At 73.2% G+C, this 23,740-nt stretch carries 25 protein-coding genes; 7 read left to right on the forward strand and 18 right to left on the reverse strand.

Annotation, left to right across the window (positions count from 1 at the left end; translation table 11 throughout):
• Positions 1-19: 19 nt before the first annotated feature.
• The gene (locus tag MTO99_RS08255; RefSeq protein ID WP_243558323.1) at positions 20-715 is read left to right on the forward strand and encodes an RNase H family protein; all 696 of its coding nucleotides are present in this window, start codon (positions 20-22) and stop codon (positions 713-715) included.
• Here the strand turns inward: MTO99_RS08255 and MTO99_RS08260 are convergent.
• The 6 genes from MTO99_RS08260 to MTO99_RS08285 form a co-directional block, all read right to left on the reverse strand.
• Entirely contained in the window at positions 708-1,502 is a 795-nt protein-coding gene (locus MTO99_RS08260) for a ferritin-like domain-containing protein (RefSeq protein WP_243558324.1), read from the reverse strand. The genes MTO99_RS08255 and MTO99_RS08260 overlap by 8 nt on opposite strands.
• Before the next feature lie 32 nt (positions 1,503-1,534).
• On the reverse strand, positions 1,535-2,359 hold the full coding sequence (locus tag MTO99_RS08265) for a hypothetical protein (protein ID WP_243558326.1): 825 nt from the start codon (positions 2,357-2,359) through the stop codon (positions 1,535-1,537).
• A gap of 16 nt (positions 2,360-2,375) precedes the next feature.
• Positions 2,376-2,960, reverse strand: coding sequence for an aminoacyl-tRNA hydrolase (pth, locus tag MTO99_RS08270; RefSeq protein ID WP_243558327.1), 585 nt, complete (start codon positions 2,958-2,960; stop codon positions 2,376-2,378).
• 92 nt (positions 2,961-3,052) lie between these two features.
• Positions 3,053-3,844 carry a hypothetical protein gene (locus MTO99_RS19075; RefSeq protein ID WP_290428404.1) on the reverse strand — a complete coding sequence of 264 codons (792 nt, stop codon included), beginning with the start codon at positions 3,842-3,844 and terminating at the stop codon, positions 3,053-3,055.
• On the reverse strand, positions 3,841-4,356 hold the full coding sequence (locus MTO99_RS08280) for a DUF6114 domain-containing protein (protein ID WP_243558328.1): 516 nt from the start codon (positions 4,354-4,356) through the stop codon (positions 3,841-3,843). Before MTO99_RS08280 ends, MTO99_RS19075 begins: the two co-directional genes overlap by 4 nt.
• A gap of 74 nt (positions 4,357-4,430) precedes the next feature.
• The gene (locus tag MTO99_RS08285; protein WP_243558330.1) at positions 4,431-5,042 is read right to left on the reverse strand and encodes a DUF6230 family protein; all 612 of its coding nucleotides are present in this window, start codon (positions 5,040-5,042) and stop codon (positions 4,431-4,433) included.
• A gap of 170 nt (positions 5,043-5,212) precedes the next feature.
• Here MTO99_RS08285 and MTO99_RS08290 point away from each other — a divergent pair, with 170 nt between their 5' ends.
• Positions 5,213-5,851: a TetR/AcrR family transcriptional regulator gene (locus tag MTO99_RS08290; RefSeq protein ID WP_243558331.1), complete on the forward strand. Its 639-nt coding sequence runs from the start codon at positions 5,213-5,215 to the stop codon at positions 5,849-5,851.
• A 73-nt stretch (positions 5,852-5,924) separates the two neighbouring features.
• On the opposite strand, the gene MTO99_RS08295 is transcribed toward MTO99_RS08290, so the two are convergent.
• The 9 genes from MTO99_RS08295 to MTO99_RS08335 form a co-directional block, all read right to left on the reverse strand.
• Positions 5,925-6,551 (reverse strand): 50S ribosomal protein L25/general stress protein Ctc, encoded by a 627-nt coding sequence (locus tag MTO99_RS08295; protein WP_243558333.1) that lies wholly within the window; start codon positions 6,549-6,551, stop codon positions 5,925-5,927.
• Positions 6,552-6,765: 214 nt separating this feature from the next.
• A complete protein-coding gene (locus MTO99_RS08300) occupies positions 6,766-7,371 on the reverse strand; it encodes a bifunctional 4-hydroxy-2-oxoglutarate aldolase/2-dehydro-3-deoxy-phosphogluconate aldolase (RefSeq protein WP_243558334.1) in 606 nt (201 codons plus the stop codon).
• A complete protein-coding gene (locus MTO99_RS08305) occupies positions 7,358-8,314 on the reverse strand; it encodes a sugar kinase (protein ID WP_243558335.1) in 957 nt (318 codons plus the stop codon). Before MTO99_RS08305 ends, MTO99_RS08300 begins: the two co-directional genes overlap by 14 nt.
• The gene (gene manD / locus MTO99_RS08310; protein WP_243558337.1) at positions 8,311-9,540 is read right to left on the reverse strand and encodes a D-mannonate dehydratase ManD; all 1,230 of its coding nucleotides are present in this window, start codon (positions 9,538-9,540) and stop codon (positions 8,311-8,313) included. The genes MTO99_RS08305 and manD overlap by 4 nt, the downstream gene beginning before the upstream one ends.
• A 7-nt stretch (positions 9,541-9,547) precedes the next feature.
• Positions 9,548-10,063 carry a gluconokinase gene (locus MTO99_RS08315; protein ID WP_243558339.1) on the reverse strand — a complete coding sequence of 172 codons (516 nt, stop codon included), beginning with the start codon at positions 10,061-10,063 and terminating at the stop codon, positions 9,548-9,550.
• Between the two features lie 154 nt (positions 10,064-10,217).
• The gene (locus MTO99_RS08320; RefSeq protein WP_243558341.1) at positions 10,218-11,456 is read right to left on the reverse strand and encodes a mannitol dehydrogenase family protein; all 1,239 of its coding nucleotides are present in this window, start codon (positions 11,454-11,456) and stop codon (positions 10,218-10,220) included.
• On the reverse strand, positions 11,446-12,312 hold the full coding sequence (locus MTO99_RS08325; RefSeq protein WP_243558342.1) for a sugar phosphate isomerase/epimerase family protein: 867 nt from the start codon (positions 12,310-12,312) through the stop codon (positions 11,446-11,448). The genes MTO99_RS08320 and MTO99_RS08325 overlap by 11 nt, the downstream gene beginning before the upstream one ends.
• On the reverse strand, positions 12,309-13,493 hold the full coding sequence (locus MTO99_RS08330; RefSeq protein WP_243558344.1) for a Gfo/Idh/MocA family protein: 1,185 nt from the start codon (positions 13,491-13,493) through the stop codon (positions 12,309-12,311). The genes MTO99_RS08325 and MTO99_RS08330 overlap by 4 nt, the downstream gene beginning before the upstream one ends.
• Before the next feature lie 11 nt (positions 13,494-13,504).
• Positions 13,505-14,353, reverse strand: a complete 849-nt coding sequence (locus tag MTO99_RS08335; RefSeq protein WP_243558345.1) for a sugar phosphate isomerase/epimerase family protein — start codon at positions 14,351-14,353, stop codon at positions 13,505-13,507.
• Between the two features lie 124 nt (positions 14,354-14,477).
• On the opposite strand from MTO99_RS08335, the gene MTO99_RS08340 reads away from it, so the two are divergent.
• Together MTO99_RS08340 and uxaC are read left to right on the forward strand one after the other, a co-directional pair.
• On the forward strand, positions 14,478-15,524 hold the full coding sequence (locus tag MTO99_RS08340) for a LacI family DNA-binding transcriptional regulator (RefSeq protein ID WP_243558347.1): 1,047 nt from the start codon (positions 14,478-14,480) through the stop codon (positions 15,522-15,524).
• A complete protein-coding gene (gene uxaC, locus MTO99_RS08345; RefSeq protein WP_243558349.1) occupies positions 15,521-16,930 on the forward strand; it encodes a glucuronate isomerase in 1,410 nt (469 codons plus the stop codon). The genes MTO99_RS08340 and uxaC overlap by 4 nt, the downstream gene beginning before the upstream one ends.
• Positions 16,931-16,963: 33 nt before the next feature.
• Here uxaC and MTO99_RS08350 read toward each other — a convergent pair whose 3' ends face one another.
• Positions 16,964-18,292 carry an MFS transporter gene (locus MTO99_RS08350; RefSeq protein WP_243558350.1) on the reverse strand — a complete coding sequence of 443 codons (1,329 nt, stop codon included), beginning with the start codon at positions 18,290-18,292 and terminating at the stop codon, positions 16,964-16,966.
• A gap of 80 nt (positions 18,293-18,372) precedes the next feature.
• Here MTO99_RS08350 and MTO99_RS08355 point away from each other — a divergent pair, with 80 nt between their 5' ends.
• The 3 genes from MTO99_RS08355 (at position 18,373) to MTO99_RS08365 (ending at position 21,594) form a co-directional block, all read left to right on the forward strand.
• Positions 18,373-19,590 (forward strand): mandelate racemase/muconate lactonizing enzyme family protein, encoded by a 1,218-nt coding sequence (locus MTO99_RS08355; RefSeq protein WP_243558351.1) that lies wholly within the window; start codon positions 18,373-18,375, stop codon positions 19,588-19,590.
• 139 nt (positions 19,591-19,729) lie between these two features.
• On the forward strand, positions 19,730-20,497 hold the full coding sequence (locus MTO99_RS08360; RefSeq protein ID WP_243558352.1) for a sugar phosphate isomerase/epimerase family protein: 768 nt from the start codon (positions 19,730-19,732) through the stop codon (positions 20,495-20,497).
• Positions 20,494-21,594 (forward strand): Gfo/Idh/MocA family protein, encoded by a 1,101-nt coding sequence (locus MTO99_RS08365; RefSeq protein ID WP_243558354.1) that lies wholly within the window; start codon positions 20,494-20,496, stop codon positions 21,592-21,594. Before MTO99_RS08360 ends, MTO99_RS08365 begins: the two co-directional genes overlap by 4 nt.
• 44 nt (positions 21,595-21,638) lie before the next feature.
• Here the strand turns inward: MTO99_RS08365 and MTO99_RS08370 are convergent, their stop codons facing one another.
• Entirely contained in the window at positions 21,639-23,057 is a 1,419-nt protein-coding gene (locus MTO99_RS08370; RefSeq protein ID WP_243558356.1) for a four-carbon acid sugar kinase family protein, read from the reverse strand.
• A complete protein-coding gene (locus MTO99_RS08375; RefSeq protein WP_243558357.1) occupies positions 23,054-23,728 on the reverse strand; it encodes an aspartate/glutamate racemase family protein in 675 nt (224 codons plus the stop codon). Before MTO99_RS08375 ends, MTO99_RS08370 begins: the two co-directional genes overlap by 4 nt.
• Positions 23,729-23,740 lie beyond the last annotated feature (12 nt).

Consider the following 23,740-nt stretch of genomic DNA (forward strand, 5'->3'; position numbering starts at 1 on the left):
CCCCCAGGAGCACCACCGCATGATCACCGCCGCCGCCGACGGATCCGCCCTCGGCAACCCCGGCCCCGCCGGCTGGGCCTGGTACGTCGACGACGGCTGCTGGGCGGCGGGCGGGTGGAAGCGCGCCACGAACAACCAGGGCGAGCTCAAGGCGGTGCTGGAGCTGCTGCGGGCGACCGCCCACCTCGACGACGAGCTGCTCATCCAGTGCGACAGCCAGTACGTCATCAACTGCGTCACGAAGTGGATGCCAGGCTGGAAGCGCAAGGGCTGGCGCAAGGCCGACGGCAAGCCCGTGCTCAATCAGGACCTGCTGCTCGAGCTCGACGCCGCCCTCGTCGGACGCCGCTACCGCTTCGAGTGGGTGCGCGGCCATGCCGGCCACGCCGCCAACGAAGCCGCCGACCAGCGCGCCCGCGCGGTCGCCGAGGCCTACCGCAGCGGCGGCGAGATCCCGAGCGGCCCCGGCTGGACGGGCGCGTGCGAGGCATCCGGCGCACCCGTCGCACCCGTCGCATCCGACCCCGTCTCCCCCGCCGCGATCGCCGCCGCCGACCGGGCGCTCGAAGACACCGCCCTCTTCGACTTCGACGACCCGACCGCCGACTGGCTCACGATGACGCTCGAGCTCACCGCCGAGGAGCACACCCGCCTCATCGAACGCGCCCGCGAGGCCGGTCAGTCGCCCGACGAGTTCCTGCGCGGACTCATCTGACGCCGAGCGCGCCGAGCGCGTCCTGCACGATGGTGAGCCCCGCGAGCCCGGGCATCGCCGCGATCGACTCGTCGACCCTGCGCGCCGCGCGCCGGCCCTCGTCGCCGCTCATGAGCTGGGTCATCACGTGCCGCACCTCGTCGCGCGGCTGGATGCTCGAGCCCACCGGTGCCCAGAACCGGCTCAGCGCGAAGCGCGTCACCTGCTGCGCACGGCGGCTCGCGGCGAGGCGGGCGCGCGCCTGCGTGGTGTAGAACGCGACGTGCCTGGCCTCCTGCTTCGCGATGCGGCGCAGCAGGTCGGCGAGCACCGGGTCGGCCTCGAGCTCGGCCATCTGCTGGTACGCGGTGATCGCGCTCCACTCGTTCGCGGCACCCCACGACATGTGCACCGCGATGAAGTCGGCGCCCACGAGCGCGCCCGCGATCGACTGCTTGATCGGGTCGAGCCGGTCGCGCCAGCCGAGCTTCACCCGGCTCGCCTTCAGCGCGTCGTAGTCGACGGTGATGCCGTGCACGCCGAGCACGGCGGCGAGCGCTTCGCCGTGCCAGAACTCCTCGCGGTTCCACATCGTCATGAACGCGCCGACGTCGGGCTCCCGGTGCGAGGGCGTCGTGAGCAGGTCTCGCGTGTAGCAGACGGTGTGGTACTCGACGTCGGCCATGTAGCGCAGGGTGCGCAGCGACTCCGGCGGCAGCGGATGCTCCGCGAAATGGGCTTCGAGGTCGAGGTCGTCCCACTCCAGGCGCACGCTCGTCGCCGCGTACCGATCGATGTCGAATGCCACGCGAACCCCTTCCACGCCCCCGCGCGGTCAGCCTACGCCGGGTGCACGGTCGGGCCGCCGACGAGCAGCCGCTCCCGCATGCGCGCGAGGGTCGGGCGGTCGATGCCGGGCAGGGCGGCGACGTCGGCGAGGGCGGCGTCGACGGCGGATGCCCCGCGGCCGAACACGGCGCGGGTGAACCGCACCCGGTCGGCGGGCGGGCGGTCGGCCATGCCGAGCGGGTACAGCTCGGCGCGGAGCTCCCTCCGGGCGAGGCGGACCGCGTGGTCCGCTCCGGGCGCGCGCGGGTCGAGCCGGGCGGCCGCCTCGGAGCGCAGGAACCGGCCCTGGCGCTCGTCGACCGCGGCGAGGCGGCGGTACAGGGCGGCGGTCGAGGTCGAGGGCGTCGTTGCGGCCAGGCTCGCGTACGCGGCCCGCGTGACCGCGTCGCTCGCGGCGAGCGAGACGAGGTGGGCGGCCACCAGCGGCGGGCCGGCGAAGAGCGCGCCGAGCGCACGCGGCACGGGCCCGCGTCGGGCGCGCCGATGGCCGCGCGGGCGCAGCTCCGAGGCATCCGCCGCGTGCGTCCCGTTCGCCTCGAGCACGACGCCGAGCGCGTCCGCGATCCAGAACTTCTCGAACGCCCAGGTGACCAGGAAGGCGGTCACCCGCGCGTCCTTGTGCGTGGGCGTGACGAGCACCCGGCGCAGGTACGCCATCGTGCCGCCCTCGAGGTCGCGCAGGAGCGCGACGAGCGCGAGTTCGCTCGGGCCGAGCCCCGCGAGCGCGTCGGGCGGGCCGAGCCCGGCGATCGCCGCGCGGTGGCTGCCGTGCGCGGTGCGCGTGTACGCGGCGAGGTCGAAATCGTCGGCGCCCATGTCGGGTCGCCCCCCGTCAGCTCGGTGCGTGGAACCGCTGCTGCGCCGCGACGAGCCCGACGTCGACGACCGCCTCGACGGCGTCCGCGGCATCCGACAGCAGGTTCGGCAGCGCCTGCCGTTCGGCGCCCGCGAAGTCCTTGAGCACGTAGTCGGCCGCGTCCTGCCGGCCGGGCGGGCGGCCGATGCCGACGCGCACGCGGGTGAAGTCGGGCGACCCGGTCGCCTTCTGGATGTCGCGGAGCCCGTTGTGCCCGCCGTGCCCGCCGCCCTGCTTCAGCTTGATGGTGTCGAACGGGATGTCGAGCTCGTCGTGCACGACGACGAGCCGGTCGACGGGCAGCGAGTAGAACTTCAGCAGCGCCGACACGGGGCCGCCCGAGGTGTTCATGTACGAGTTCGGCTTGGCGAGCACGAGCTTGGGCCCGCCGGGGCGGAGGAACCCCTCGGCCACGCGCGACGGCGTCTTGTGGCTCTTGAACGTGGCGCCGATGCGGGCGGCGAGCTCGTCGACCGCCATCTGGCCGACGTTGTGCCGGTTGCCCGCATACTGCGGCCCGGGGTTGCCGAGACCGACGACGAGCCAGGTGTTCTCGGCCATCGCGGCGTCCCTCCGACCTCGCCTCTGGAACCACGCCATCCGTGCTCCGCCTTTCACGGACCGGGGTGCCGGCCCGTGACGAGCGTACCCGGTCAGTGCTCGTAGACCGCCTGGTCGGTGTCGGTGTAGGCCACCGAGTCGGCGGTCATGCCGAGCAGCGGCAGGCGGAGCTTCAGCAGCTGCCCGAGCGCGGCGGGGTCGGGCTGCGAGAGGGTGTCGATGACGTGCTCCACCCCGTCGGCCAGCACGGCGGTGATCGACGGCGTCCAGATGCTCGCGTTGCCGTCGACGGTGAGCGTGGACGCCGTGGTGTTCAGGCCGCCGTCGCCGGTCGGCACGTCGAGCCCGAACCCGCCGATCACGACCCGGTCGGCGGTGATCTTCAGCGCCCGCGAGGTGGTGCCGTCGGCGAGGTCGACGGTCACGATCTCGATCGAGTGCAGCCCTTCGATCGACAGGGTGCTCGCGGTCAGGATCGCCGGGTTCGGCGTGAACACCATGCCCGCCGGATCGGCCGGCGCATCGGGCACCGGCCCGGCAGGGGCGTCGGCGCCGGGCGATCCGGCGTCGGGCGATCCGGCGTCGGGCGATCCGGCGTCGGGTTCGTCCGCGCCGGGCTGCTCCGCACCGGGCTCCGTGGAAGCGGGCGGTTCGCCGGGCTCGGGCTCGGCCGGCCCTCCCTCCTCGCCGCCCGTCTCGCCGGGGCACGGCGCGGCATCCCAGAAGGCGAGGAACCCGCCGCTCAGACATCCCAGCTCGGCGCGCACGCCGGTCGCGTGCGCGGTGCCGCCGCCGAACGCGAGCAGGGCGACGGTGAGCGTCACGATGGCCGCCCGGCGCCCGGCGGCCCGGCGCCCGGCGGCCCGACGCCCGGCCGCGCTCACGCGCGCACCTCCGCGATCTCGGATGCCGCGGATGCCTCGCTGCCGCCGCCGGCCTCGCCGGCCTCGCCGGCCGCAGCCTTGCGCCGCCAGGACACCACGATCACGCCGCCGACGGCACCGAGCAGGAATCCGATGAAGAACCCGCCGAGGTTCACGCCCACGAGCGAGTAGACCGAGATGATCAGGGCGACGATGCCGTAGAACACGTGCTGCGCGGGCGAGAGGATCGCGAGCAGGCCGCACACGACGAGCACGGCCGGCAGGATCATGGCCTGGGCGCCCTCGATGCCCACGTGCACGGTCATGCCGCCGAGTTGGAGCTGCGAGGAGAAGAACATCGCGACGCCGCCCAGGACGGTGATGAGCCCGCCGATCGTGGGCCGCGAACGGAACCAGGTGGGGAACCGGCCCGACTCGTCCGCGGTGCGGCTGCGTGCTCGCCCGCGTCGTGCGGTGCGCGCCGGGGCGTCGAACGGCGACGTCAGGGCGTCGGGCTGGGCATCCATGGTCATGACTCCTTCGTCGTGCGGGCCGGTGGGCCGGGATGGCGGTCGCGCGGGTTCGAGCCGCGCGACCGCCCGGGTGCCTACTCGAAGCAGGACGCGCTGCCGTCGGTGACGACGGCCAGGTGCAGGCCCGCGAGGTTGAACGTGCCCGCCGTGGTGCTGTACGAGGTCTGCTTGAGCCCGTTGATGGTCACGCCTTCGGCGTCCTGGGCGAACTCGCCCGCGGTGCCCTGGTGCAGCCCGCTCACGGTCGACGCATCGACGCCGATGCGGATCTTCGTGAACTCGGCGTCGCCCTTGAGGTCGCTCATCGCGATCTGCAGGTCGTGCGCGGTGACGGTCTTGTCGCCCTGCCCGGCCTCGATGCGCAGGCCGATCGGACCGAGCACGTCGACCGACTGGCAGAGGTTCTTCAGGGTGGCGTCGGTGATGTTCGAGATCGCGACCGGGGTCTGCCCCTTCGGGTCGCCCTGCTGCCCGGCGGTGGTGAGCGCGACGCCGGCGTACTGCGAGAACCCCGTGCCCACGAGGGAGTCGGCGGAGATCTTGAACGACTTGCCCGAGACGGCGAACGACACGGGCACGGCGCCCTGGGCGACGCCGCCCATGAGCAGGCTCGCCGCGATGCCGACCGGCACTGCCGCGAGCGCCACTCGGCCCGCACGTGAGCCCGTGAGGGACTTCAGCTTCATGGATCCTCCTTGATGCAACAGAAGCGATGCGGCCGCAGCCGCAGGGGGTCGGCGCGTCGCCGTCCGAGGAGCGAGTGTATGCACTCTGTTGACGGTCAGTCAACAGGTATTGAACACGCGTCAACAGGAACTTCCGGCATTCTTCCGTCGGCCCCCGCTAGGCTCGCTCCATGCGCGTCGCACCCGACGAGCCGACCGCCGCACGCCGCGCCCGGCTCTCCCCCGAGGAACGGCGCGCCCAGCTCGTCGCGCTCGGCGTGGAATCGCTCGCCCGACAGCCGCTGGAAGAGATCTCGATCACCGACCTCGCCGCCCGCGCCGGCGTGTCACGGCCGCTGTTCTTCCACTACTTCGGCTCGAAGCAGGGCTTCGAGCACGCCGTCGTGCGCACCGCCCGCGACAGCATGCTGCACGCGACGGAGCCGAGGCTCGACCTGGATCCGCTCGACCGGTTGCGCGACACCCTCACCCGCACCGTCGGGTTCGTGCGCGAGCATCGGGGCACGTTCCACTCCCTCGTGCGCGGCACCGCGAGCGGCGACGTGCAGATCCGCGAGGTCGTCGAGCAGGCCCGGCTCCTGCAGACCGGCCGCGTCGTCGACCTCTTCCTCGAACGCGGCGTCACCGTCTCGGCCGAGCTGCGCACCGTGCTGCGGGCCTGGATCGCGTTCACCGAGCAGGTGCTCGTCGATGCGGCGCTCACCGACGACCTCGACGCCGAGCGCATCGTCGAACTGCTCGTCACCGCCCTCGAGGGCATCTGCCGCGGCATCGACTCGGCCGCGGCATCCGCGCTCTTCGACGCCTGAGCCCGAGCCCACGCGAAAGCCCCCCGCCGCGCCCGCGATGCGGGGCGACGAGGGGCTCGCGAACGAAAGCCGCCTACTCGGCCGACTCCTCGGCGGCCTCCTCGGCCGCGGCCTCGGCCTCGGCGGCGGCCTCCTCGGCCGCTTCCTCGCCCAGGTCGACCTTCTGCGGCGTGTGCACGTTCACCACGAGGGCGTCCTCGTCGCTGATGAGCGCGGCGCCCTTGGGCAGCACGACGTCCTTCGCGTGCAGCTGCGCGCCGTCCTCGAGGCCCTCGACCGACACCACGACGTTCTCGGGGATGTGCGTGGCCTCGACCTCGAGCAGCAGCGTGTGCGAGTCGAGGTCGGCGATGGTGCCCGGAGCGGTCTCGCCCTGCACGTGCACCGGAACCTCGACCTGGACCTTCTCGCCACGCTTGACGATGATGAGGTCGAGGTGCTCGATGATCTGGTGCACCGGGTCCTTCTGCACGTCCTTGACGAGCGCGAGCTGGCTCTTGCCGGCGATCTGCAGATCGAGCACGGCGTTCGCCTTGCGGATCAGCAGGCCGGTCTCGTGCGCCGGCAGCGTCACGTGCTGCGGGTCGGTGCCGTGGCCGTAGATGACCGCGGGGATCTTGCCGACGGCCCGCAGCTTGCGAGCCGCGCCCTTGCCGAAGGTCTCGCGGACCTCGGCGTCGATCTTGTTGTCTTCGTCCATGATGGATCTCCTTGCGGGCTCGCGGCCCAGATCTGGGTGTCTGTCTTCAACTCGAACGCATGCGCGTGAGGACCAGCCGTGAAGCTCGCTTCCACCGCGTCGATCACGGATGCCCCGGCCGGACCGCGCCGGCGGTGAGGCATCCCTCGCCGAAGTTCAATGGGACAGTCTACCGGATGCCCCGCCCGGCCGGTCGCCGCGCCCGCGACGCCGCTCAGCGCGCGAGCAGCGCGGCGACGCGGCCCAGCGACTGCTCGTCCTCGAACGCCGAGCCGAGGGCCACCACGCGGCATCCGGCGTCGAGGAATCCGGTCGCGTTCTCGGCCGACACCCCGCCGGTCGCGACGAACGACACGTTCGGGAACGGACCGTGCATCGCCCGGATCCAGCCGGGTCCGAGCTCGGACGCGGGGAACGCCTTCAGCCAGGTGAGTCCCTCGCGCACCGCCGCCTGCACCTCGGTACCGGTCGCGACGCCCGGGATGTGCGGAAGCCCGGCCGCCACCGATGCCGCGACCACGTCGCGATCCAAGCCCGGGGCGACGGTGAACGTCGCCCCCGCCCGGCGGACCGCCTCGACCTGCTCGACCGAGATGACGGTGCCCGCACCCACGCCGAGGCCGCGTTCGCGGCCCGCCGCCACGATCGCCTCGAGCACCGGCAGGTCGTCGGCCGACATCACCGGCACCTCGACGACCCGCACGCCGTTGTCCCAGGCCGACTCGCAGAGCCGCAGGGTCTGCTCGAGACCGCGACCGCGGAAGATGCCCATCGCGCGCGTGCTCGCGAACGCCCGCTCGAAGAAGTCATTCCAGTCCATCGACGCTCCCTGCGTGAGATTCGACCGCACCGGCGCCCGGCGCGGCATGATCGGTCGGGCTCCGCAGCACCGCCGCGGCGAGCGCATGGCCCGCCGAGAGCCGCCCCGCGGCGTCCTCGCCGCGCAGCGACGCCGCGATCCATCCGGCGGCGAACCCGTCGCCGGCTCCGACCGACTCGACGACCTCGACCGGTGGTGTGGCCACGCGAACCACCGTATCGCCCGCGAACTCGACCGCCTCGTGCTCGGCGTCCTTCACGACGACGTGCGGCACGTCGGGCAGCAGCTCGCGCACCGCGTCCGCGTCAGCGGTGCCCCACAGCCGTTCGGCTTCGTCGCGGCCGACGAAGACCACGTCGGCGGCGCGCGCGAGGTGCAGCAGTTCGGTCGCGGCCCGCTCGGGCGAGGGCCAGAGCACCGGGCGGTGGTTCACGTCGAAGCTCACGATCGACGAGCCCAGGCGCCGCTCGACGACGACCGCGTCGAGGAGTCGCCGGCACGAGTCCGACAGCGCCGCGGTGATGCCCGACACGTGCACGAGCCGGGGCGCGGGCAGGACGTCGAGATCCGCGGCGTCCATCGTGGAGGCCGCCGATCCGGCACGGTAGTAGGCCACCTCCGACCGGCCGTCGAGGGGGCGCTTGAACATGACCCCGGTCGGCGCCGCATCGGTGCGTCGCACCAGGGATGTGTCGACGCCTCGGGCCGCGAGCCCGTCGGCGAGCAGATCGCCGATCGCGTCGGCCCCGAGCCGGCTGTACCAGGCGGCCCGCAGGCCCAGCCCGGAGCATCCGACCGCGACGTTCGCCTCGGCGCCCGCCGGACTGATCGTCATCGCCGAGCCGAGCGCGAAGGGCGCGCCGGCGGCGGGGGCGACGAGCAGCATCGTCTCGCCGATGGCGAGAACGTCGGGCGCCTCGGGGTCAGCGGATGCCGCGCTCACCAGTCGTGCACCGTCCCGTCGTGCAGCCGGTTGAACGGCAGGTACGCCGTCTGGTACGGGTACGCGGCCGCGGCCTCGAGGTCGAGCTCGACGCCGATGCCGGGCTGGTCGCCCGGGTGCAGCAGTCCGTCCTCGAACGTGAACGACTGGCGGAACACCTGGTTCGTCGCCTCGCCGTGTCGCATGTACTCCTGGATGCCGAAGTTGTGGATCGCCAGGCCGAGGTGCATCGCCGCCGCCATGCCGACCGGCGAGATGTCGGTCGGACCGTGCATGCCCGACTTGATCTGGTACTGCGCGGCGAAGTCGAGGATCTTCTTCAGGTGCGTGATGCCGCCCGTGTGGGTGACCGCCGAGCGCACGTAGTCGATGAGCTGCTCGCGGATGATCTGCTGGTAGTCCCACACCGTGTTGAACACCTCGCCGATCGCGAGCGGCGTCGTGGTGTGCTGCCGCACGAGCCGCAGCGCCTCCTGGTTCTCGGCGGGCGTGGCGTCCTCGAGCCAGAACAGGTCGTAGGGCTCGAGCGCCTTGCCGAGCTTCGCCGCCTGGATCGGGGTCATCCGGTGGTGGCCGTCGTGCAGCAGCGGCAACTCGGGGCCGAACTCGTTGCGCACCGCCTCGAACACCGTGGGAACGTGACGCAGGTAGGCGCGCGTGTCCCAGTCCTCCTCCACCGGCAGCGCGGCCCGCTGCGCGGGCTCGTAGTCGTAGCGCTTGCCACTGACCTGCTTCTGCGCTGCGACGCCGTAGACGGCGCGCAGGCCCGGGATCGCGGTCTGCACGCGGATCGCCCGGAAGCCGAGGCTCTGGTGGTGGCGGATCGAGTCGAACAGCTCGGGCAGGTCGCGTCCGCTGGCGTGGCCGTAGGCGAGCAGCCCGGTGCGGCTCGCACCGCCGAGCAACTGGTACAGAGGCATCCCGGCGGCCTTCGCCTTGATGTCCCACAGCGCGACGTCGACGGCCGCGATCGCGGCCATCGTCACCGGGCCGCGGCGCCAGTAGGCGCTGCGGTAGAGGAACTGCCAGGTGTCCTCGATGCGGTGCGCGTCGCGGCCGATGAGCAGCGGCACCACGTGCTCCTGCAGGTAGGCGACGACCGACAGCTCGCGGCCGTTCAGGGTCGCGTCGCCGAGGCCGACGATGCCGTCGTCGGTCACGAGTCGGAGGGTGACGAAATTGCGGTCGGGGCTGGTGACGATGACGTCGGCCTGTTCGATGATCACGCGCGGATCAGTCCTCTCGTTCGAGTCGTTCGAGCGCCGAGACGACGGTCTCGACGATGGCGTCGGGGTCGAGTCGCAGATCGACGACGAGGCCGTGCTCGTCGTCGCCGAGCGCTTCGAGCGTGGCGTACTGCGACTGCAGCAGTTCGGGCGGCATGAACTCGTGGGTGCGGGCCCCGATGCGCTCGGCGACGAGCTCGATCGGTCCGGCGGGGTGCACCGTGAAGGTCTCGGGTGCCGCGACGCGCAGGCGGTCACGGTAGTCGCGTCGCAGCGCCGAGCAGGCGATCACGATGCCGTCGGATGCCTCGGCGAGCCGCCGTCCGATCTCGTCGAGCCAGGGCCGGCGCAGGTCGTCGGTCAGCGGGACGCCCGCGGCCATCCGGCGCCGGTTCTCGTCGCTGTGCAGGTCGTCGCCGTCGAGGAACGGCACGCCGAGACGGTCGGCGAGGCGTGCGCCGATCGTCGACTTGCCCGACCCCTGCACGCCCATCACGACGATGGGTGGAACCCTCCGTGGCATCCGTACCTCTCCTCAACGACCCCTCGACCGCTCGACGAGACCCTGACCAGAGAACCTAGGGCACGCGCGCCCAGCGTGCAAACGATTACATGGCGGGTGCGCCCGCCGAGCAGCGGGGAGGGGCTCGACACGACCCCCTCGCCCGTCGCGACGATCACGGCGTCGCTCCCCGAGGCGGACGGACACCGTCGGCGCCGGCCGCGGCGGCGAGGACGGCCATGGCGGCGCCGGCGCCGGGCGGGGCCGCCTCGAGGGTGGAGGCCGGGGCATCGGTGGGCCCGAACCGCCGCACGTACTCGACCCAGTCGGCGAGCACTCGCAGCTGCTCCGCGCCGTCGGCGAGGCCCGCCGCCCGGCGGCGCTCGAGCGGGTCGAGGACGCGGGGAGCGAGCTTGAAGGCGCCGTCGCGGCCGATCTGCTCGAGCGAGTGCCGGATGCGGGGGTTCGCGAAGCGAAGCCTGAGGGCCGACGCGGCCGAGTCGAGGTCGGCGGCCGGCAGGTCGATGACCGCGCGCTGCTCCTCCCACAGCCGCTCGACGCGGTCGCGCAGCGCCGGGTCGGCGAACGCGGCATCCACCGTCTCGTGCCCGCGCAGCCGGCCCGCGTACGCGAGCAGCGAGTGCGCGGCGTTCAGGAGCCAGAGCTTGCGCTGCTCGAACGGCTCGAGGTCGTCGACGAACCGGGCGCCGGCGAGCTCCCACCCGGGTCGGCCGGCTGGGAACCGACCCGCCAGCACCCACTCGCTGAACGGCTCGGCGACGACCGGCATCGCGTCGTGCCATCCGGTGAGCGCGTGGACGGCACGGCGGTCGGCGTCGGTGGTCGCCGGGGTGATGCGGTCGACGACGGTGTCGACGAACGAGACCTGCTCGCGGATCCAGTCGGCCGACTCGGGGTCGGCGGCGGTCGCGGCCTCGAGCACGGCCGCTCGCAGCAGGCGCCCGTTGCCGCGCAGGTTGTCGCACGCGACCACCGCGAGCGGCCCCGCCCCGGCCCGCCGTCGGGCGGCGAGACCGGCCGCGATGCGGGCCGGCGCCGCGCCGCGGTATCCGCCCTCGGTGATGGTGACCGTGAGCACTGCGACCTCGGGAGCGGCCAGCACCGCCTGCCACGTCACCGCGTCGCCGCCGTCGTGCGCGGCGACGATCGACTCGACGAGCGTCGCGCGGTCGCCGTCGGCATCGCGCTCGAGCAGGGTGTACACGCCGCCCTGCGCGGCGAGCGCGGTCGCGGTGTCGGGTCGGCGTCCGGTGAAGGCCGCGATGCCCCAGCCGTCGCCCTCGGCCGCCGCGTTCGCCCGGTGCGTGTACCAGGCCTGGTGGGCGCGGTGGAAGGCGCCGAGCCCGAGGTGCGCGAGCCTCGTGGACGGGCGGGTCGTGCGCTCAGGCGGCACGGCGGTCGTGCACGAGCCCGACGACGTCGCGCAGGTAGGCGAGGTTGTCGCGCGTGCGTTCGGCGAGCGGCAGCTCGGTCGAGAAGTCCTCGATCGCCACCCATCCGTCGTATCCGAACTCGGCGAGCGCCGTGAAATAGCCGAGCACGTCGCCCTGGCCGGTGCGCAGCGGCGCCCACTCCTCGCGCCACACGACGGATCCGTCGGCGCGGCGGTCGCCGGTCGGGCGCCACGCGGCGTTCTTCACGTGCACGTGAGCGAGGTACTCGCCGAGCAGCTGGAACGACGAGAGCGGGTCCTCCTGGCCCTCGATCACGAGGTTGCCGAGGTCGTGGATGACGCCCACGGCCGCCGGGTCGAGGCCGTCGACGAGCCGGAACGCCGCCGATGCCGACGCCGTGATGGTGCGGTGGTGCAGCTCGACGATCGCCTTCACGCCGTGGAACGCGGCCCGCTCGGCGGCCCACTCGAGGTCGTCGCGGGTGCGTGCGAACAGCTCGCGGTATTCGCCGCTGCCCGTCGCCGGCATCGTGACGCGCACCTGGCGTGCGCCGAGCGCGGCCGTCGCGGCGAGCATCCGCTCGACGCCGTCGTGGTCGGCGGCCTTCGCGTACCCGCCGACGCCGCTGAAGTCCAGGCCGGCGGCGCGGGTGAGCTGCGCGATCACGGGCACGGATGCCTCGAGCCCGGTCATCGGCACGGTCGCGCGGTTGCCCGCCCAGAACCCGGGCGGGTCGGCGGGCTCCTGGTCGGTCACGCGCCACTCGACGCCGTCCCAGCCCTGGTCGGCGAGGATGCGCACAGCCTCCTCGGGCGTCCAGTCGGGGGTGGATGCGGTGAAGACCGAGAATCTCACGCTGCGGCTCCTCTGTGCTGTTCGTCGGCGGGTTCGTCGGGACTGGGCGCTGCCGCGATGGGTTCGTCGTCGTAGGCGCCCGCGAGCACGTCCTCGACGAGCACCGACCGGCCGAGCCGGGCCGAGAGGTAGACCGCGCGCACCACGGCGAGCGCGAGCACCGCGTCTGCGACGGTGACGCCCGGCCGCTCGCCGTCGCGGATGCTCGACACGAGGTCGGCGTACTGACGGGCATGGCCGATCACGAAGGCGTCGGCGGGCTTGGCCGCGCCGGCCAGCTCGCCGGCCGGCACCCACTCGGCCGCCTGGTTGCGCGCGGCGGCGCCGTCGGCGACATCCGTGTCCTCCCGGGCGTGGAGGTACTCGAGCTGGTCGTCGTGGATCACGGCCGAGCCGAGCGAGCCGAGCACGTGGAGCCGTACGCCGGTGCCCGGGTAGGCCGCGGTCGTCGCGTGCAGCACCGCGAGGGCGCCCGATTCGAAGCGCACGGTCGCGACCGCGACGTCCTCGACCTCGATGCGCTCGTGGGCGAGCCTGGCGGTCTGCGCCGAGACCTCGACCGGGCGGCCGAGGAACCAGAGCAGCAGGTCGACGGTGTGCACGCCCTGGTTCATGAGCGCGCCGCCGCCGTCGAGCTCCCAGGTGCCGCGCCAGTGTCCGGAGTCGTAGTACGCCTGGCTGCGCCACCAGGCGACCGAGGCGATCGCGCTCGTGATGCGTCCGAGTCCGCCGGCGTGCAGGGCCCGGGCGACCGCGACCGAGGCCGGGTCGAACCGGTGCTGGCTGATGACCGAGACCAGGCGGCCGTCGCGCGCGGCATCGGCGGCGAGTCGCTCGATGCGCCTGGCCCGCGCGAGGTCGACATCGAGCGGCTTCTCGATGACGACGTGCGCACCGGCCTCGACCGCCGCGGCGGCCTGTTCGACGTGCATGCCGCTCGGCGTGCAGATCACCACGAGGTCGGGGCGGGCCTGCTCGAGCGCGTCGGCGAGGTCGGGGAAGACCTCGGGGCGCGGCGCGCCGAGTTCGTCGACCACGGCGTCGGCGAGTCGTTCGGCCGCCTCGGCGACCGGGTCGACGAGCACGGCGACGTCGACGCCGTCGACCCTCGCGATCGCCCTCGCGTGGTTGAGCCCGATGATTCCGCAGCCGACGATGGCTGCGCGCAGTGTCGTGGTCATCGCTGTGCTGGTCATGTCAGGCCGACCCCGATCCTCTCCGTGAGTGCGCGGAACGCGCGTGCGGCGCGGCCGAACCCGGCCGGGCCGGAATAGCCGCTCGAGTGCCCGGCGACGACCAGGTGCGGCTCGAGCGACGCGAAGCCCTCGTACCCGTCGTCGCGGAGCGCGGTGACCGTCTCGAGCAGCTCGCCGTCGCCGTCGCCGGCGGGAACGACCTCGCCGGTCGCCGCGACGGCGTCCTTGACCTGCAGGTAGGCGAGGTGCGGACGCAGCAGCGCGTACCCGTCGGTGTACGGGCGCACGCCGACCTGCACGAAGTTCGCGTTGTCCCATGCGACCCGCAGCCGCTCGGATCCGACCGACTCGACGACGTCGCGCACCCGCTCGGGCACGTCGCCGTAGATCTCCTTCTCGTTCTCGTGCACGAGCGTGACGCCCTCGCGCTCGGCGAGCCGGGCGAGCGCCGACATCCGCTCGAGCACGTCGTCGCGCACGTCGGCGGGCGTGCGCCCCTCGGCCCGGTAGAACGAGAAGACGCGGATGTACGAGGCATCCAGACGGTGCGCGGCCGCGATCGCCCGGCCGAGCCGCTCGAGCTCGTGCTCGACCGGCAACTCGACCGGGGCCTTGCCCACCGGCGAGGCGATCGCCGAGACCGCCATGCCGCGCCCGGCCACGAGGCCCGCGAGCTCGTCGAGGCGTTCGGGCGCGAGGTCGACGATGTTGACGCCCCAGGCGCTGCGCACCTCGATGCACTCGGCGCCCACCGCCTGCAGCACGGCCAGCTGCACGGCGGGATCGGGATCGATCTCGTCGCCGAAGCCGGTCAGGCGCCATGTCGTCGCTGGCCGATCGCTCAACTGTGCTCTCCATCGAGGTGGTCGGGCGGCGCCGTGCGGGCGCCGCGGTGCTGCGACTGTATGGCGTCGGCAACCCGACTGCAACCGTTTGCCATTTGTTGCCATCCTGTGCTTCACTCTGCGCATGACCCCGCTGGAGGGCGCCGGAACGGACCGGCCGGCCACGCTCGCCGACATCGCGGCTGCCGCCGGCGTCGCCGTCTCCACCGTCTCGCGGGCGCTCAGCCATCCGGGTCGCGTGAACCGCGTCACGCGCGAGCGCATCGAGCAGGTCGCGGCCGAGCTCGACTACGTCGCGAACGGCAACGCGCGAGCACTCTCGTCGGGCCGCACGCGCGCCATCGCCGTGCTCATCGCGGACGTCGCGAACCCCTTCTATTTCGGCGTGCTGCGCGGCACCCAGCAGCAGTCGCGCGCTGCGGGCTACACGCAGATCCTGGTCGACACCGAGGAGAGCGGCGAGCTCGAAGACGAGGTGCTGCGGCGCCTCCGGCGCAGCTACGACGGCGCCGTGCTCGCCGCGTCGCGTCTCTCGGACCGACGACTCGCCTCCCTCGCCCAGGAGATCCCGATCGTCGCGCTCAACCGGCAGACCGCCGGGGTGCCGAGCGTCTTCATCGACAGCCCGAGCGGCGTCGAGCAGGCCCTCGAGCACCTCGTGTCGCTCGGGCACCGCCGCATCGCGTACGTCTCGGGCCCGCGCACCTCGTTCTCGAACGCGGGCCGCTGGCGCGCGATGCGCCGCGCGGGCGCCAGGCACGGCATCGATCCGATCCTGGTGGGGCCGTTCTCGTCGCGCCGGACCGCCGGCGCGGCGGCCGCCGATGCCGTGCTGAACTCCGGCGTGACGGCGTGCGTCGCGTTCAACGACCTGCTCGCCATCGGCATGCTCACGCACCTGCACGAACGCGGGGTGCGCGTGCCGGGCGACCTCTCGATCGTCGGCTGCGACGACATCTTCGGGGCCGACTTCTGCAATCCGCCGCTGACCACGCTGACGGCGCCGGTCGAGCAGGCCGGCCGCGCCGCCGTGGCGATGCTGCTCGCTCGCATCGAGGACCCGCGTCGGGCGCCCGGGAGCACCACGCTTCCCACCCACCTGACCGTGCGGGCGTCGACCGGCCCCGCGCCCGCCCCCGGCCCCGCGCCGCGACCGGGGAGCGGGCGATGACCTCGCTGCATCCCCACCCCGACCGCCTGCTGCCGGCCGACCCGGCCGTGCGAGCCGTCGCCCGCCGCCTGTACGACGAGGTCGCGTCGGCGCCGATCCTCTCGCCGCACGGGCACGTCGACGCGCGCATGCTGCTCGACGACGAGCCCTTCGACGACGCGGCGAATCTGCTCGTCACCCCCGACCACTACGTCACCCGGCTGCTGCACGCCCACGGCGTGACGCTCGACCGGCTCGGGCTGCGCCGCGACGGCGGCCCGGCCGACCCGCGCGAGGTGTGGCGCACGTTCTGCGCGCACTGGGACGCGTTCCTCGCGACGCCCGTGCGGTTCTGGCTCGAGACGCAGCTGCACGACCTGTTCGAGGTCGACGTGCAGCCGTCGACCGAGACGGCCGACGCGATCTTCGACCAGCTCGCCGATCGACTGGCGCGGCCCGCGTACCGCCCGAGGGCGCTGTTCGAGCGGTTCGGCATCGAGGTGCTCGCGACCACCGACGACCCGGCCGACGACCTCTCGGCGCACCGCGCGCTCGCGGCCGACCCGTCGTTCCGCGGGCGGGTCGTGCCGACGTTCCGCCCCGACCGGTACCTCGACCCGGCGGCGCCCGGCTGGGCGAACGGGCTCGATCGGCTCGCGGCATCCGCCGATGTCGACGCCGGCACGTACGCCGGCCTGCTCGACGCGCTGCGCGCCCGCCGGGCCGCGTTCGCCGCGGCGGGCGGCACCGCGACCGATACGGGCGTGCCCGACGCCGGTTGCGAGCCGCTCGACGCGGCCGACGCGGAGCGCATCCACCGCGAGGGACTCGCCGGGACCGTGAGCGCCGCCGACGCGGTCGCGTACCGGCGCGACCTGCTGTTCCGGCTTGCCGAGATGAGCGCCGACGACGGCCTCGTGATGCAGCTGCACGCCGGCGTGATCCGCAACCACCACCGGCCGACGCTCGCCTCCTACGGACCCGACACGGGCCACGACCTGCCCGACGTCGGCGGATACACGCGGCCGCTGCGGCCGATCCTCGAGCGGTTCGGCACCTCCGAGACCTTCCGCATCGTGCTGTTCACGACCGACGAGTCGCTGTTCAGCCGCGAGATCGGCCCGCTCGCCGGGTTCTACCCGAGCGTGTTCGCGGGCGCTCCGTGGTGGTTCCTCGACTCCCCCGCGGCCATCGCGCGCTACCGCGCGGCCGTGACCGACAGCGCGGGCGTCGGCAAGACGAGCGGGTTCATCGACGACACGCGGGCGTTCTGCTCGATCCCCGCCAGGCACGACATGTCCAGGCGCGCGGATGCCGCGTGGCTGGCCCGGCTCGTCACGACGCACCAGCTCAGCGAGGACGAGGCGGCCGGCATCGCCCGTCGGCTCGTCGACGAGATCCCCCGCTCGGCCTTCCGGCTCGGCTGAACCCCGACGCGACGCAGGGGCGGCCCGCGGCGCTCAGCGCCGCCGCGGCTCGATCCGCAACGGGCTGCGCCACCGCCGCAGGTCGAACACGACCCGCAGGTCGCGCGACCGTGCGAGCCCGAACCCGATCACCAGCGCCGCGATCGCGGGCACGGCACCCGCGACCACGAAGCCGGTCTGCGGGCCGAACCGCTCGCAGATCCAGCCGATCAGCACGCCGCCGACGGCCTGCCCGCCGAGCAGCACCATGAGGTAGAACGACATCACCCGCCCGCGGATGGCGAGGTTGGTCGACAGCTGCGTCATCGCCTCGGCGCCGGTCGCGAACAGCAGCCGCGCGACGCCGAGGCCCACGAGGGCGGCGAGGAACGCGCCGTACCAGGGCGCGACGCCCGCGAACGCGGTGACGAGCCCGTACACGGCCGCGGCGGCCACGAGTCCCCGGAGCCGCACGGTTCGGCGCCTGGCCGAGGCGAGCGCCCCCGCGAAGGCGCCGAGCGCGGCGAGCGAGCTGTACAGCCCGTAGCCCGCGGCGCCGGTCGCGTAGCGGTCGTCGGCGGCCGCGGCGAGCAGCACCGGCAGGTTCATGCCGAACACCGAGACGAACGCGAGCAGCACGATCGGCCAGCGGATGGTGGGCTTCGACGCCGCGTACCGGATCGCCTCGCGGATCTGGCCGCGCGCCCGGACGGCCCGCGGCGCGGGCCGGAGCTCGCCGCGCCGCATCACGAGCAGTGCCGACACGGCGACGGCCGCGGTGCACGCGTTGACCGCGATCGACCACCCCGAGCCGATCACGACGATCATGGCGCCGCTGACCGCCGGGCCGACCAGCCCGCCGAGGTGGAACACGCCGGCGTTCAGGCTGATCGCGTTGCGCAGCCGGCCCGGCCCGACCATCTCGGTGATGAAGGCGGCTCGACTCGGCGCGTCGATCGCGATCGAGGTGCCGAGCACGCCCGCGGCGACGAGCACCTGCCAGGTCTGCACCGTGCCGGTCAGCACGAGCGTCGCGAGCATCGCGTTCACGATCACGCCGACCGATTGCGTCGCGATGAGCACGCGGCGCCTCGGGAACCGGTCGGAGACGACCCCGGCCCAGGCTCCGAACAGCAGGCTCGGCGCGAACTGCAGGCTCACGGTGAGTCCGACGAGGGCGACGTCGCCGGTGAGCTCGAGCACGAGCCAGTCGATCGCGACCCGTTGCATCCAGCCGCCGGTGTTCGCGAAGACCTGGGCGATGAAGTAGAGCCGGTAGTTGAACACGCGCAGGGCCGCGAACGTGTCGCGCAGCCGGATCGGATCGCCGACCACGGGGATGGGCTCGGTCGCACCGGGTGGCGCGTCGCCGGGCGCGGTCATCGCGATCCTCCAAATGTGTCGAATTTCACACTAGTGTGATCTTCAACACAGATTCAACGCTCGACGGTCGAGGAGGACCGATGCGCATCACCGGCTTCGAGGTGTTCCCGTTCGCCAACCCCACGCCCGAGATCGGCGGCCCGATCTGGATGTTCGTGCGGCTCGACACCGACGCCGGCATCTCGGGGTACGGCGAGATCTTCACCTCGTCGCTGTACTCGCCGCCGCTCACGGTCGCGCGGGTGATCGCCGACTTCGTCGAGGAGTTCGCGATCGGCGAGCACCCCGGCCGCACCGAGCGATTCGCGCACCGCGTCTACAACAGCCATTACACGCGCAGCGGCGACCTCGCGAAGTTCGCGATCGCGAGCGGCGTCGAGATCGCGATGTGGGACATCCTGGGCAAGGCGCTCGGATGCCCCGTGCACGAGCTGCTCGGCGGTCGGATGCGCGATGCGGTGCGCATGTACAGCTACCTCTCACCGCCCGCGGGGCACGACTCCGACGCGTTCTGGACCGACGATGCCGCCATCGCCGCGCGCTGCGCCGAACTCGTCGACACCGGGTTCACCGCGCTGAAGCTCGACCCGTTCCCGCTCCTCACGAGCGACGACGACCTCGCCGGCCAGGTCGTGCCCGTGCAGCCGACCGAGCACCAGCTGGCCGAGGCCGAGCGCATCGTCGCCGCCGTGCACGCCGGCGTGGCCGGGCGCGCCTCGGTCATCATCGGCACGCACGGGCAGTTCACCGCGTCGGGCGCTGTGCGCGTGGCCCGCCGGCTCGAGCGCTTCGACCCGCTCTGGTTCGAGGAGCCGGTGCCGCCCGAGCTGCCCGTCGAGATGGCCGAGGTCGCCCGACGCACGGGCATCCCGATCGCGGCCGGCGAACGCCTCGCCGGCAAGGCCGGTTTCGCGGCGCTCGCGCGCCTGAACGCGGCGAACATCTTCAACCTCGACGTGACGCAGGTCGGGGGTCTGCTCGAATCGAAGAAGATCGCCGCGCTCGCCGAGGCGAACGGCATCCAGGTGACGCCGCACGTGTTCGGCGGACCGCTCGTCGCGGCCGCATCGCTGCAGCTCGCCCTCACGCTGCCGAACCTGCTCGTCATGGAGGGCAACGGCGTCTACGACGGCACCTACGCCGACCTGCTCGTCGACCCGATCGACTGGCGAGACGGCTCGCTGCATCCCTCCGACCGCCCCGGCATGGGTCATGATCTGAACGAGGACTACGCGCGCGCACACGCGGTCGCCGACGAGGCGTTCCAGTACCGCCGGCCGCCGCGGTCGTACCGATGAGCTGCCGGCCAGCCAGAAGTGCGTTGTTTCGCACAATTGTTGTGATGGAACGCACATTCCAATAGGCTCGGATCCGGCGCGAGGTCGCGCATCGACGCAGCGGCCCGCCGACGAAACCCTCGATGGCGAAAGGTTCCCCGTGGTCCATCCAACCGTCTCCCTGCAGCTCTACAGCGTGCGCGACGCGCTCGAGGCCGACCCGGCCGGCACAATCGACCGGGTCGCCGCGCTCGGATTCACCGCGGTCGAGTCGGGCTTCAAGGCGCTCACGGCGCATCCCGAGCTCGTCGACGCGATCCATCGCAACGCGCTCGCGACGCCGACCATGACCTCGCCCCTCTTCCGGGTCGCCGACCGCGAGCCCGTCTGGGCGCTCGCGAAGCGGCTCGGCGCGCACACGGTCGTCGAGACCTTCATTCCCGAAGCGCACTGGACGAGCGCCGACGACGTCGACGCCATCGCGGCCGAGCTCAACGCGTCAGCGTCCGAGGCATCCGCCCATGACCTTCGCGTCGGCTACCACAACCACTGGTGGGAGCTCGAGACGCGCTTCGACGGCGTGCAGGCCATGGAGCTGCTGATCGACCGGCTCGACCCCGCCGTGATCCTCGAGATCGACGCGTACTGGGTCGCCGTCGGCGGCGAGGACGCGGTCGCGTTCGTCGCCCGCCACGCCGACCGCATCCGCTACCTGCACCTGAAAGACGGTCCGATCGACCGCGAGAACGCGCACCAGCGACCCGCCGGCACCGGCGCGATGCCGCTGCGCGAGCTCATCGCCGCCGCCGCCTCGCTCGAAGGCGTCGTCGTCGAGTTCGACGCCTACGACGGCGACGTGTTCGCCGCATCCGAGCAGAGCCGGGTGCACCTCACCTCGCTCGTCGAGGCGATCGAGGTGCGCGCGTGAGCGGCCGCGTCGGCGTCGGCGTGATCGGCGCGGGCACGATCAGCAACCAGTACCTGCGCAATATGACGACCTTCCCCGACCTCGAGGTCGTCATCGTCGGCGACCTCTTCGAAGACAAGGCCGCCGAACAGGCCGCCGCCTACGGCGTGCCCGAGTCGGGCGCGCCCGATGCGGTGCTGAATCACCCCGACGTCGACCTCGTCGTCAACCTGACCATCCCGCAGGCGCACGCCGAGGTGTCGTCGGCCGCGCTCGCGGCGGGCAAGCACGTGTTCAGCGAGAAGCCGTTCGCGACCTCCCGCGAGGCGGGCCGGGCGCTGCTCGAGCAGGCGGACGCCGCGGGGCTGCGCATCGGCGGCGCCCCCGACACATTCCTCGGCGCCGGCCTGCAGACCGCCCGTCGCATCATCGAACGCGGCGACATCGGCACCCCGCTCACCGGACTCACCCTGTTCGAGGTGCCGGGCCCGGTCGACGACCACCGCAACCTGGAGGTGCTGCTCTCCCGCGGTGCGGGTCCGCTCTGGGACATGGGGCCCTACTACCTGACCGCGCTCAGCCAGGTGTTCGGGTCGTTCGCCTCGGTCGTCGCGTCGGCCCGCACCGCGCGCCCGCAGCGCACGCTGCTCGTGGGCCCGAAGGCGGGGCAGGTGCACGACGTGCAGGTTCCGACCCACGTGAGCGTCCTCGCCGACTTCGCCGGAGGCGCCGAGTCGGTGACCACGCTGAGCTGGGACTCGCCGCACCGCCGCGTCGGCCACGTCGAGATCGTGGGCACCGAGGCGACACTCGTCATTCCCGACCCCAACGAGTTCGACGGCACGCTGCGCATCAAGCGCAAGGGCGACGACGACTGGATCGACGTGCCGGCGACCGGCGCCGTGGGCGGCCGCGGCCTCGGGCCGCTCGACATCGCCCGCTCGATCGCGGCGGGTGTGCCGCACCGCGCATCGGGCCTGCTCGCCTATCACGTGCTCGACGTCATGGCCTCGGTGTCGGAGTCCCTCGAGCGTCGCGCCTGGGTGGATGTCGCGAGCGAGGTTCCCGCGACTCCCGCGATCCCCGAGGACTGGGACCCGTACGCCGCGACGCTGTAGCGCGGAGCGTCGCATCCCGCTGGTCGAGTAGCGCCGACGCGGCGCTACTCGACCACCGTGGACGGTGCGGCGAGCCGCTCGACGGCGTCGGCGAGCGCGTCGTCGTCGCCGACGTTGCCCGCGAACACCACGTACGGCAGGCCCGAGCCCTGGGCCCGGTCGGCCCACACCGAGACCATCCCGGGGAACAGCTGCCCGAGCACCTCGGCGCGCGTGAGGCCGAGCGCGTCGGTGGCGATGTCGCTCGACGTGATGCCGCCCTTGGCGATCACCCAGCCGGGTCGCCGACGCGCGACCGCGTCGCGCACGACGCGGACCAGGGCCGCCGACACGTCACCCGCGAACGCGAGGCTCGCCGCGGGATCGCCGGCGTCGCGCCGCACCCGGGTCGTCGAGATCACGGCGTCGCCGGCCTCGAGGGCGGAGCCGAGCTCGTCGGTCGCCCGCCGCACCTCCTCATCGGCCGCCGCCTGCGCGATCGCGAGCTCCAGCACGTCGAGCTCGACCCATCCGAGCCCCGGACGCCGCTCGCGCAGCCGGGCGAGCTGACGGGTGGTGAGCTCGACGTGCGAGCCGACCACCACGAGCCCCGGCCGTCCCGGCGCAGCGCCCAGCTCCGAGGTCGACAGCGGCACCCGCGGGTCCAGGCCGAGCAGCGCCGCGACGAACGTCGGTCCGCTGCGCACGAGCACGCGGCGCCCCTCGGCCTCGGCGAGCAGGAGCCCCGCCGCGGCGGTGTCGAGGTCGGCGCGCTCGGTCGCGTTGAGCACGATGGTCGCCCCTCCGGCCACGCCCAGCACCAGGTCGCGCACGCGTTCGGCGGCGTCGCCTCGCCTCAGATCCCCGAGCCCGATCGAGACCACGTCGCGCGCCGGCACCACACCATCCGTGCGCTCTTCGACCCACTCGCGCAGGTTCGACGCGCGGAACCCGAACGTCGCGTCTCGCGCGTAGTCGGTGTCGCCGACGGGCGTCTCGACCTCGCCGCTCCGCACGAGGTGCACGTCGTCGCGCGTGATGCGGCCGGCTTCCAGGTAGGCGGGCGCGATGAGCACGGCATCGTACGGATGCCCCGCGGCCCGCGCCCGTTCGGCCAGCAGGTCGGCCTCGAGCGGGTGGTGCCCGCGCAGCGTCGAATCGCCGCGCAGCAGCAGGTCGACTCCCACGCCGACGCGAGCGGCGGATGCCTCGACCGCGGCCGCGACCTCGTGCATGCGTGCCGCCGCGGCATCCGGTTGCAGCGATCGCGTGTTCGTGAGCACGAAGACCGCGCCGGCCGGGTGCGCGAGCGCCCAGTCCAGCTCGGGGCCGAGCCAGGTCGTCACGATCGGCACGCCGTGCACCGACTGGCTGCCGGTCGGGTCGTCGTCGAGCACCACGAGCACCCGGCCGCGCGCGGCGCGGAGCTCGCGCACCGTGCCGGTCATGACGGCCGCACCGGTCACGGCGACCTCGCCGATCACGAACCCAGTTCGTGCGCCCGCTCGGCGAGCTGGCCGACGCCGAGCCGTGGACTCACGAGCACCGGCATCCCGGTCTCCTGCTCGATGCGCTCGGCGAGCCGCGACATCGACGCCTGGGCGAGCACGAGCAGTTCCACCTCGTCGGCGAGCGCGCGCGCCGCGGCGACGACGAGCTCGTCGTGGCGTGCGCGGTCGCCGGCCACGAGGATGTCGAAGGCGCCCTCGGCGAGGCGAGGCGTCGTCGTCACCTCGCGCCCGAGCTCGGCCGCGTGCTTCGCGATGAGGTCGGACGTCGGGCCGAGCGTCGTCGGCACCGTCGCGAGCACGCCGATGCGCGACGCCCGAGCGGCGGCCTCGTGCGCCATCGCGTCGTCGACCTTCACGACCGGCACGCTCACCCGCTGGGCGGCGACGTCGAGCGCGGGCCCGAGCGACGAGCAGGCCGAGAAGATGAGGTCGGCACCGGCCGCCTCGGCGGCCTCGGCGAGGTGCACCATGCGCTCGGTGCTCTCGTCGGAGATGCCGTCGTCGCGGATCACCGTCGCGAGCACGTCGGAGTCGACGAAGTGCACCACCTCGGCATCGGGCACGAGCTCCTGCATGAGCTCATCGAACAGCGGATCGGTCTTCACGAACACGAAGCTCGTGTGCAGCACCGCGATCTTGGTCATGGGGTTCCTCTC

Source organism: Agromyces larvae, from assembly GCF_022811705.1.
Classification (GTDB): domain Bacteria; phylum Actinomycetota; class Actinomycetes; order Actinomycetales; family Microbacteriaceae; genus Agromyces; species Agromyces larvae.

What these genes read in the sequence shown, in the direction of transcription:
- uxaC (WP_243558349.1), top strand. Translation starts at nt 15,521, where the DNA reads ATGACCTCGCTGCATCCCCACCCCGACCGCCTGCTGCCGGCCGACCCG.
- MTO99_RS08265 (WP_243558326.1), bottom strand. Translation starts at nt 2,359, where the DNA reads ATGGGCGCCGACGATTTCGACCTCGCCGCGTACACGCGCACCGCGCAC.
- MTO99_RS08330 (WP_243558344.1), bottom strand. Translation starts at nt 13,493, where the DNA reads ATGACCACGACACTGCGCGCAGCCATCGTCGGCTGCGGAATCATCGGG.
- MTO99_RS08355 (WP_243558351.1), top strand. Translation starts at nt 18,373, where the DNA reads ATGCGCATCACCGGCTTCGAGGTGTTCCCGTTCGCCAACCCCACGCCC.
- MTO99_RS08295 (WP_243558333.1), bottom strand. Translation starts at nt 6,551, where the DNA reads ATGGACGAAGACAACAAGATCGACGCCGAGGTCCGCGAGACCTTCGGC.
- MTO99_RS08255 (WP_243558323.1), top strand. Translation starts at nt 20, where the DNA reads ATGATCACCGCCGCCGCCGACGGATCCGCCCTCGGCAACCCCGGCCCC.
- MTO99_RS08375 (WP_243558357.1), bottom strand. Translation starts at nt 23,728, where the DNA reads ATGACCAAGATCGCGGTGCTGCACACGAGCTTCGTGTTCGTGAAGACC.
- pth (WP_243558327.1), bottom strand. Translation starts at nt 2,960, where the DNA reads ATGGCCGAGAACACCTGGCTCGTCGTCGGTCTCGGCAACCCCGGGCCG.
- MTO99_RS08290 (WP_243558331.1), top strand. Translation starts at nt 5,213, where the DNA reads ATGCGCGTCGCACCCGACGAGCCGACCGCCGCACGCCGCGCCCGGCTC.
- MTO99_RS08285 (WP_243558330.1), bottom strand. Translation starts at nt 5,042, where the DNA reads ATGAAGCTGAAGTCCCTCACGGGCTCACGTGCGGGCCGAGTGGCGCTC.
- MTO99_RS08350 (WP_243558350.1), bottom strand. Translation starts at nt 18,292, where the DNA reads ATGACCGCGCCCGGCGACGCGCCACCCGGTGCGACCGAGCCCATCCCC.
- MTO99_RS08300 (WP_243558334.1), bottom strand. Translation starts at nt 7,371, where the DNA reads ATGGACTGGAATGACTTCTTCGAGCGGGCGTTCGCGAGCACGCGCGCG.
- MTO99_RS08315 (WP_243558339.1), bottom strand. Translation starts at nt 10,063, where the DNA reads ATGCCACGGAGGGTTCCACCCATCGTCGTGATGGGCGTGCAGGGGTCG.
- MTO99_RS08280 (WP_243558328.1), bottom strand. Translation starts at nt 4,356, where the DNA reads ATGACCATGGATGCCCAGCCCGACGCCCTGACGTCGCCGTTCGACGCC.
- MTO99_RS08340 (WP_243558347.1), top strand. Translation starts at nt 14,478, where the DNA reads ATGACCCCGCTGGAGGGCGCCGGAACGGACCGGCCGGCCACGCTCGCC.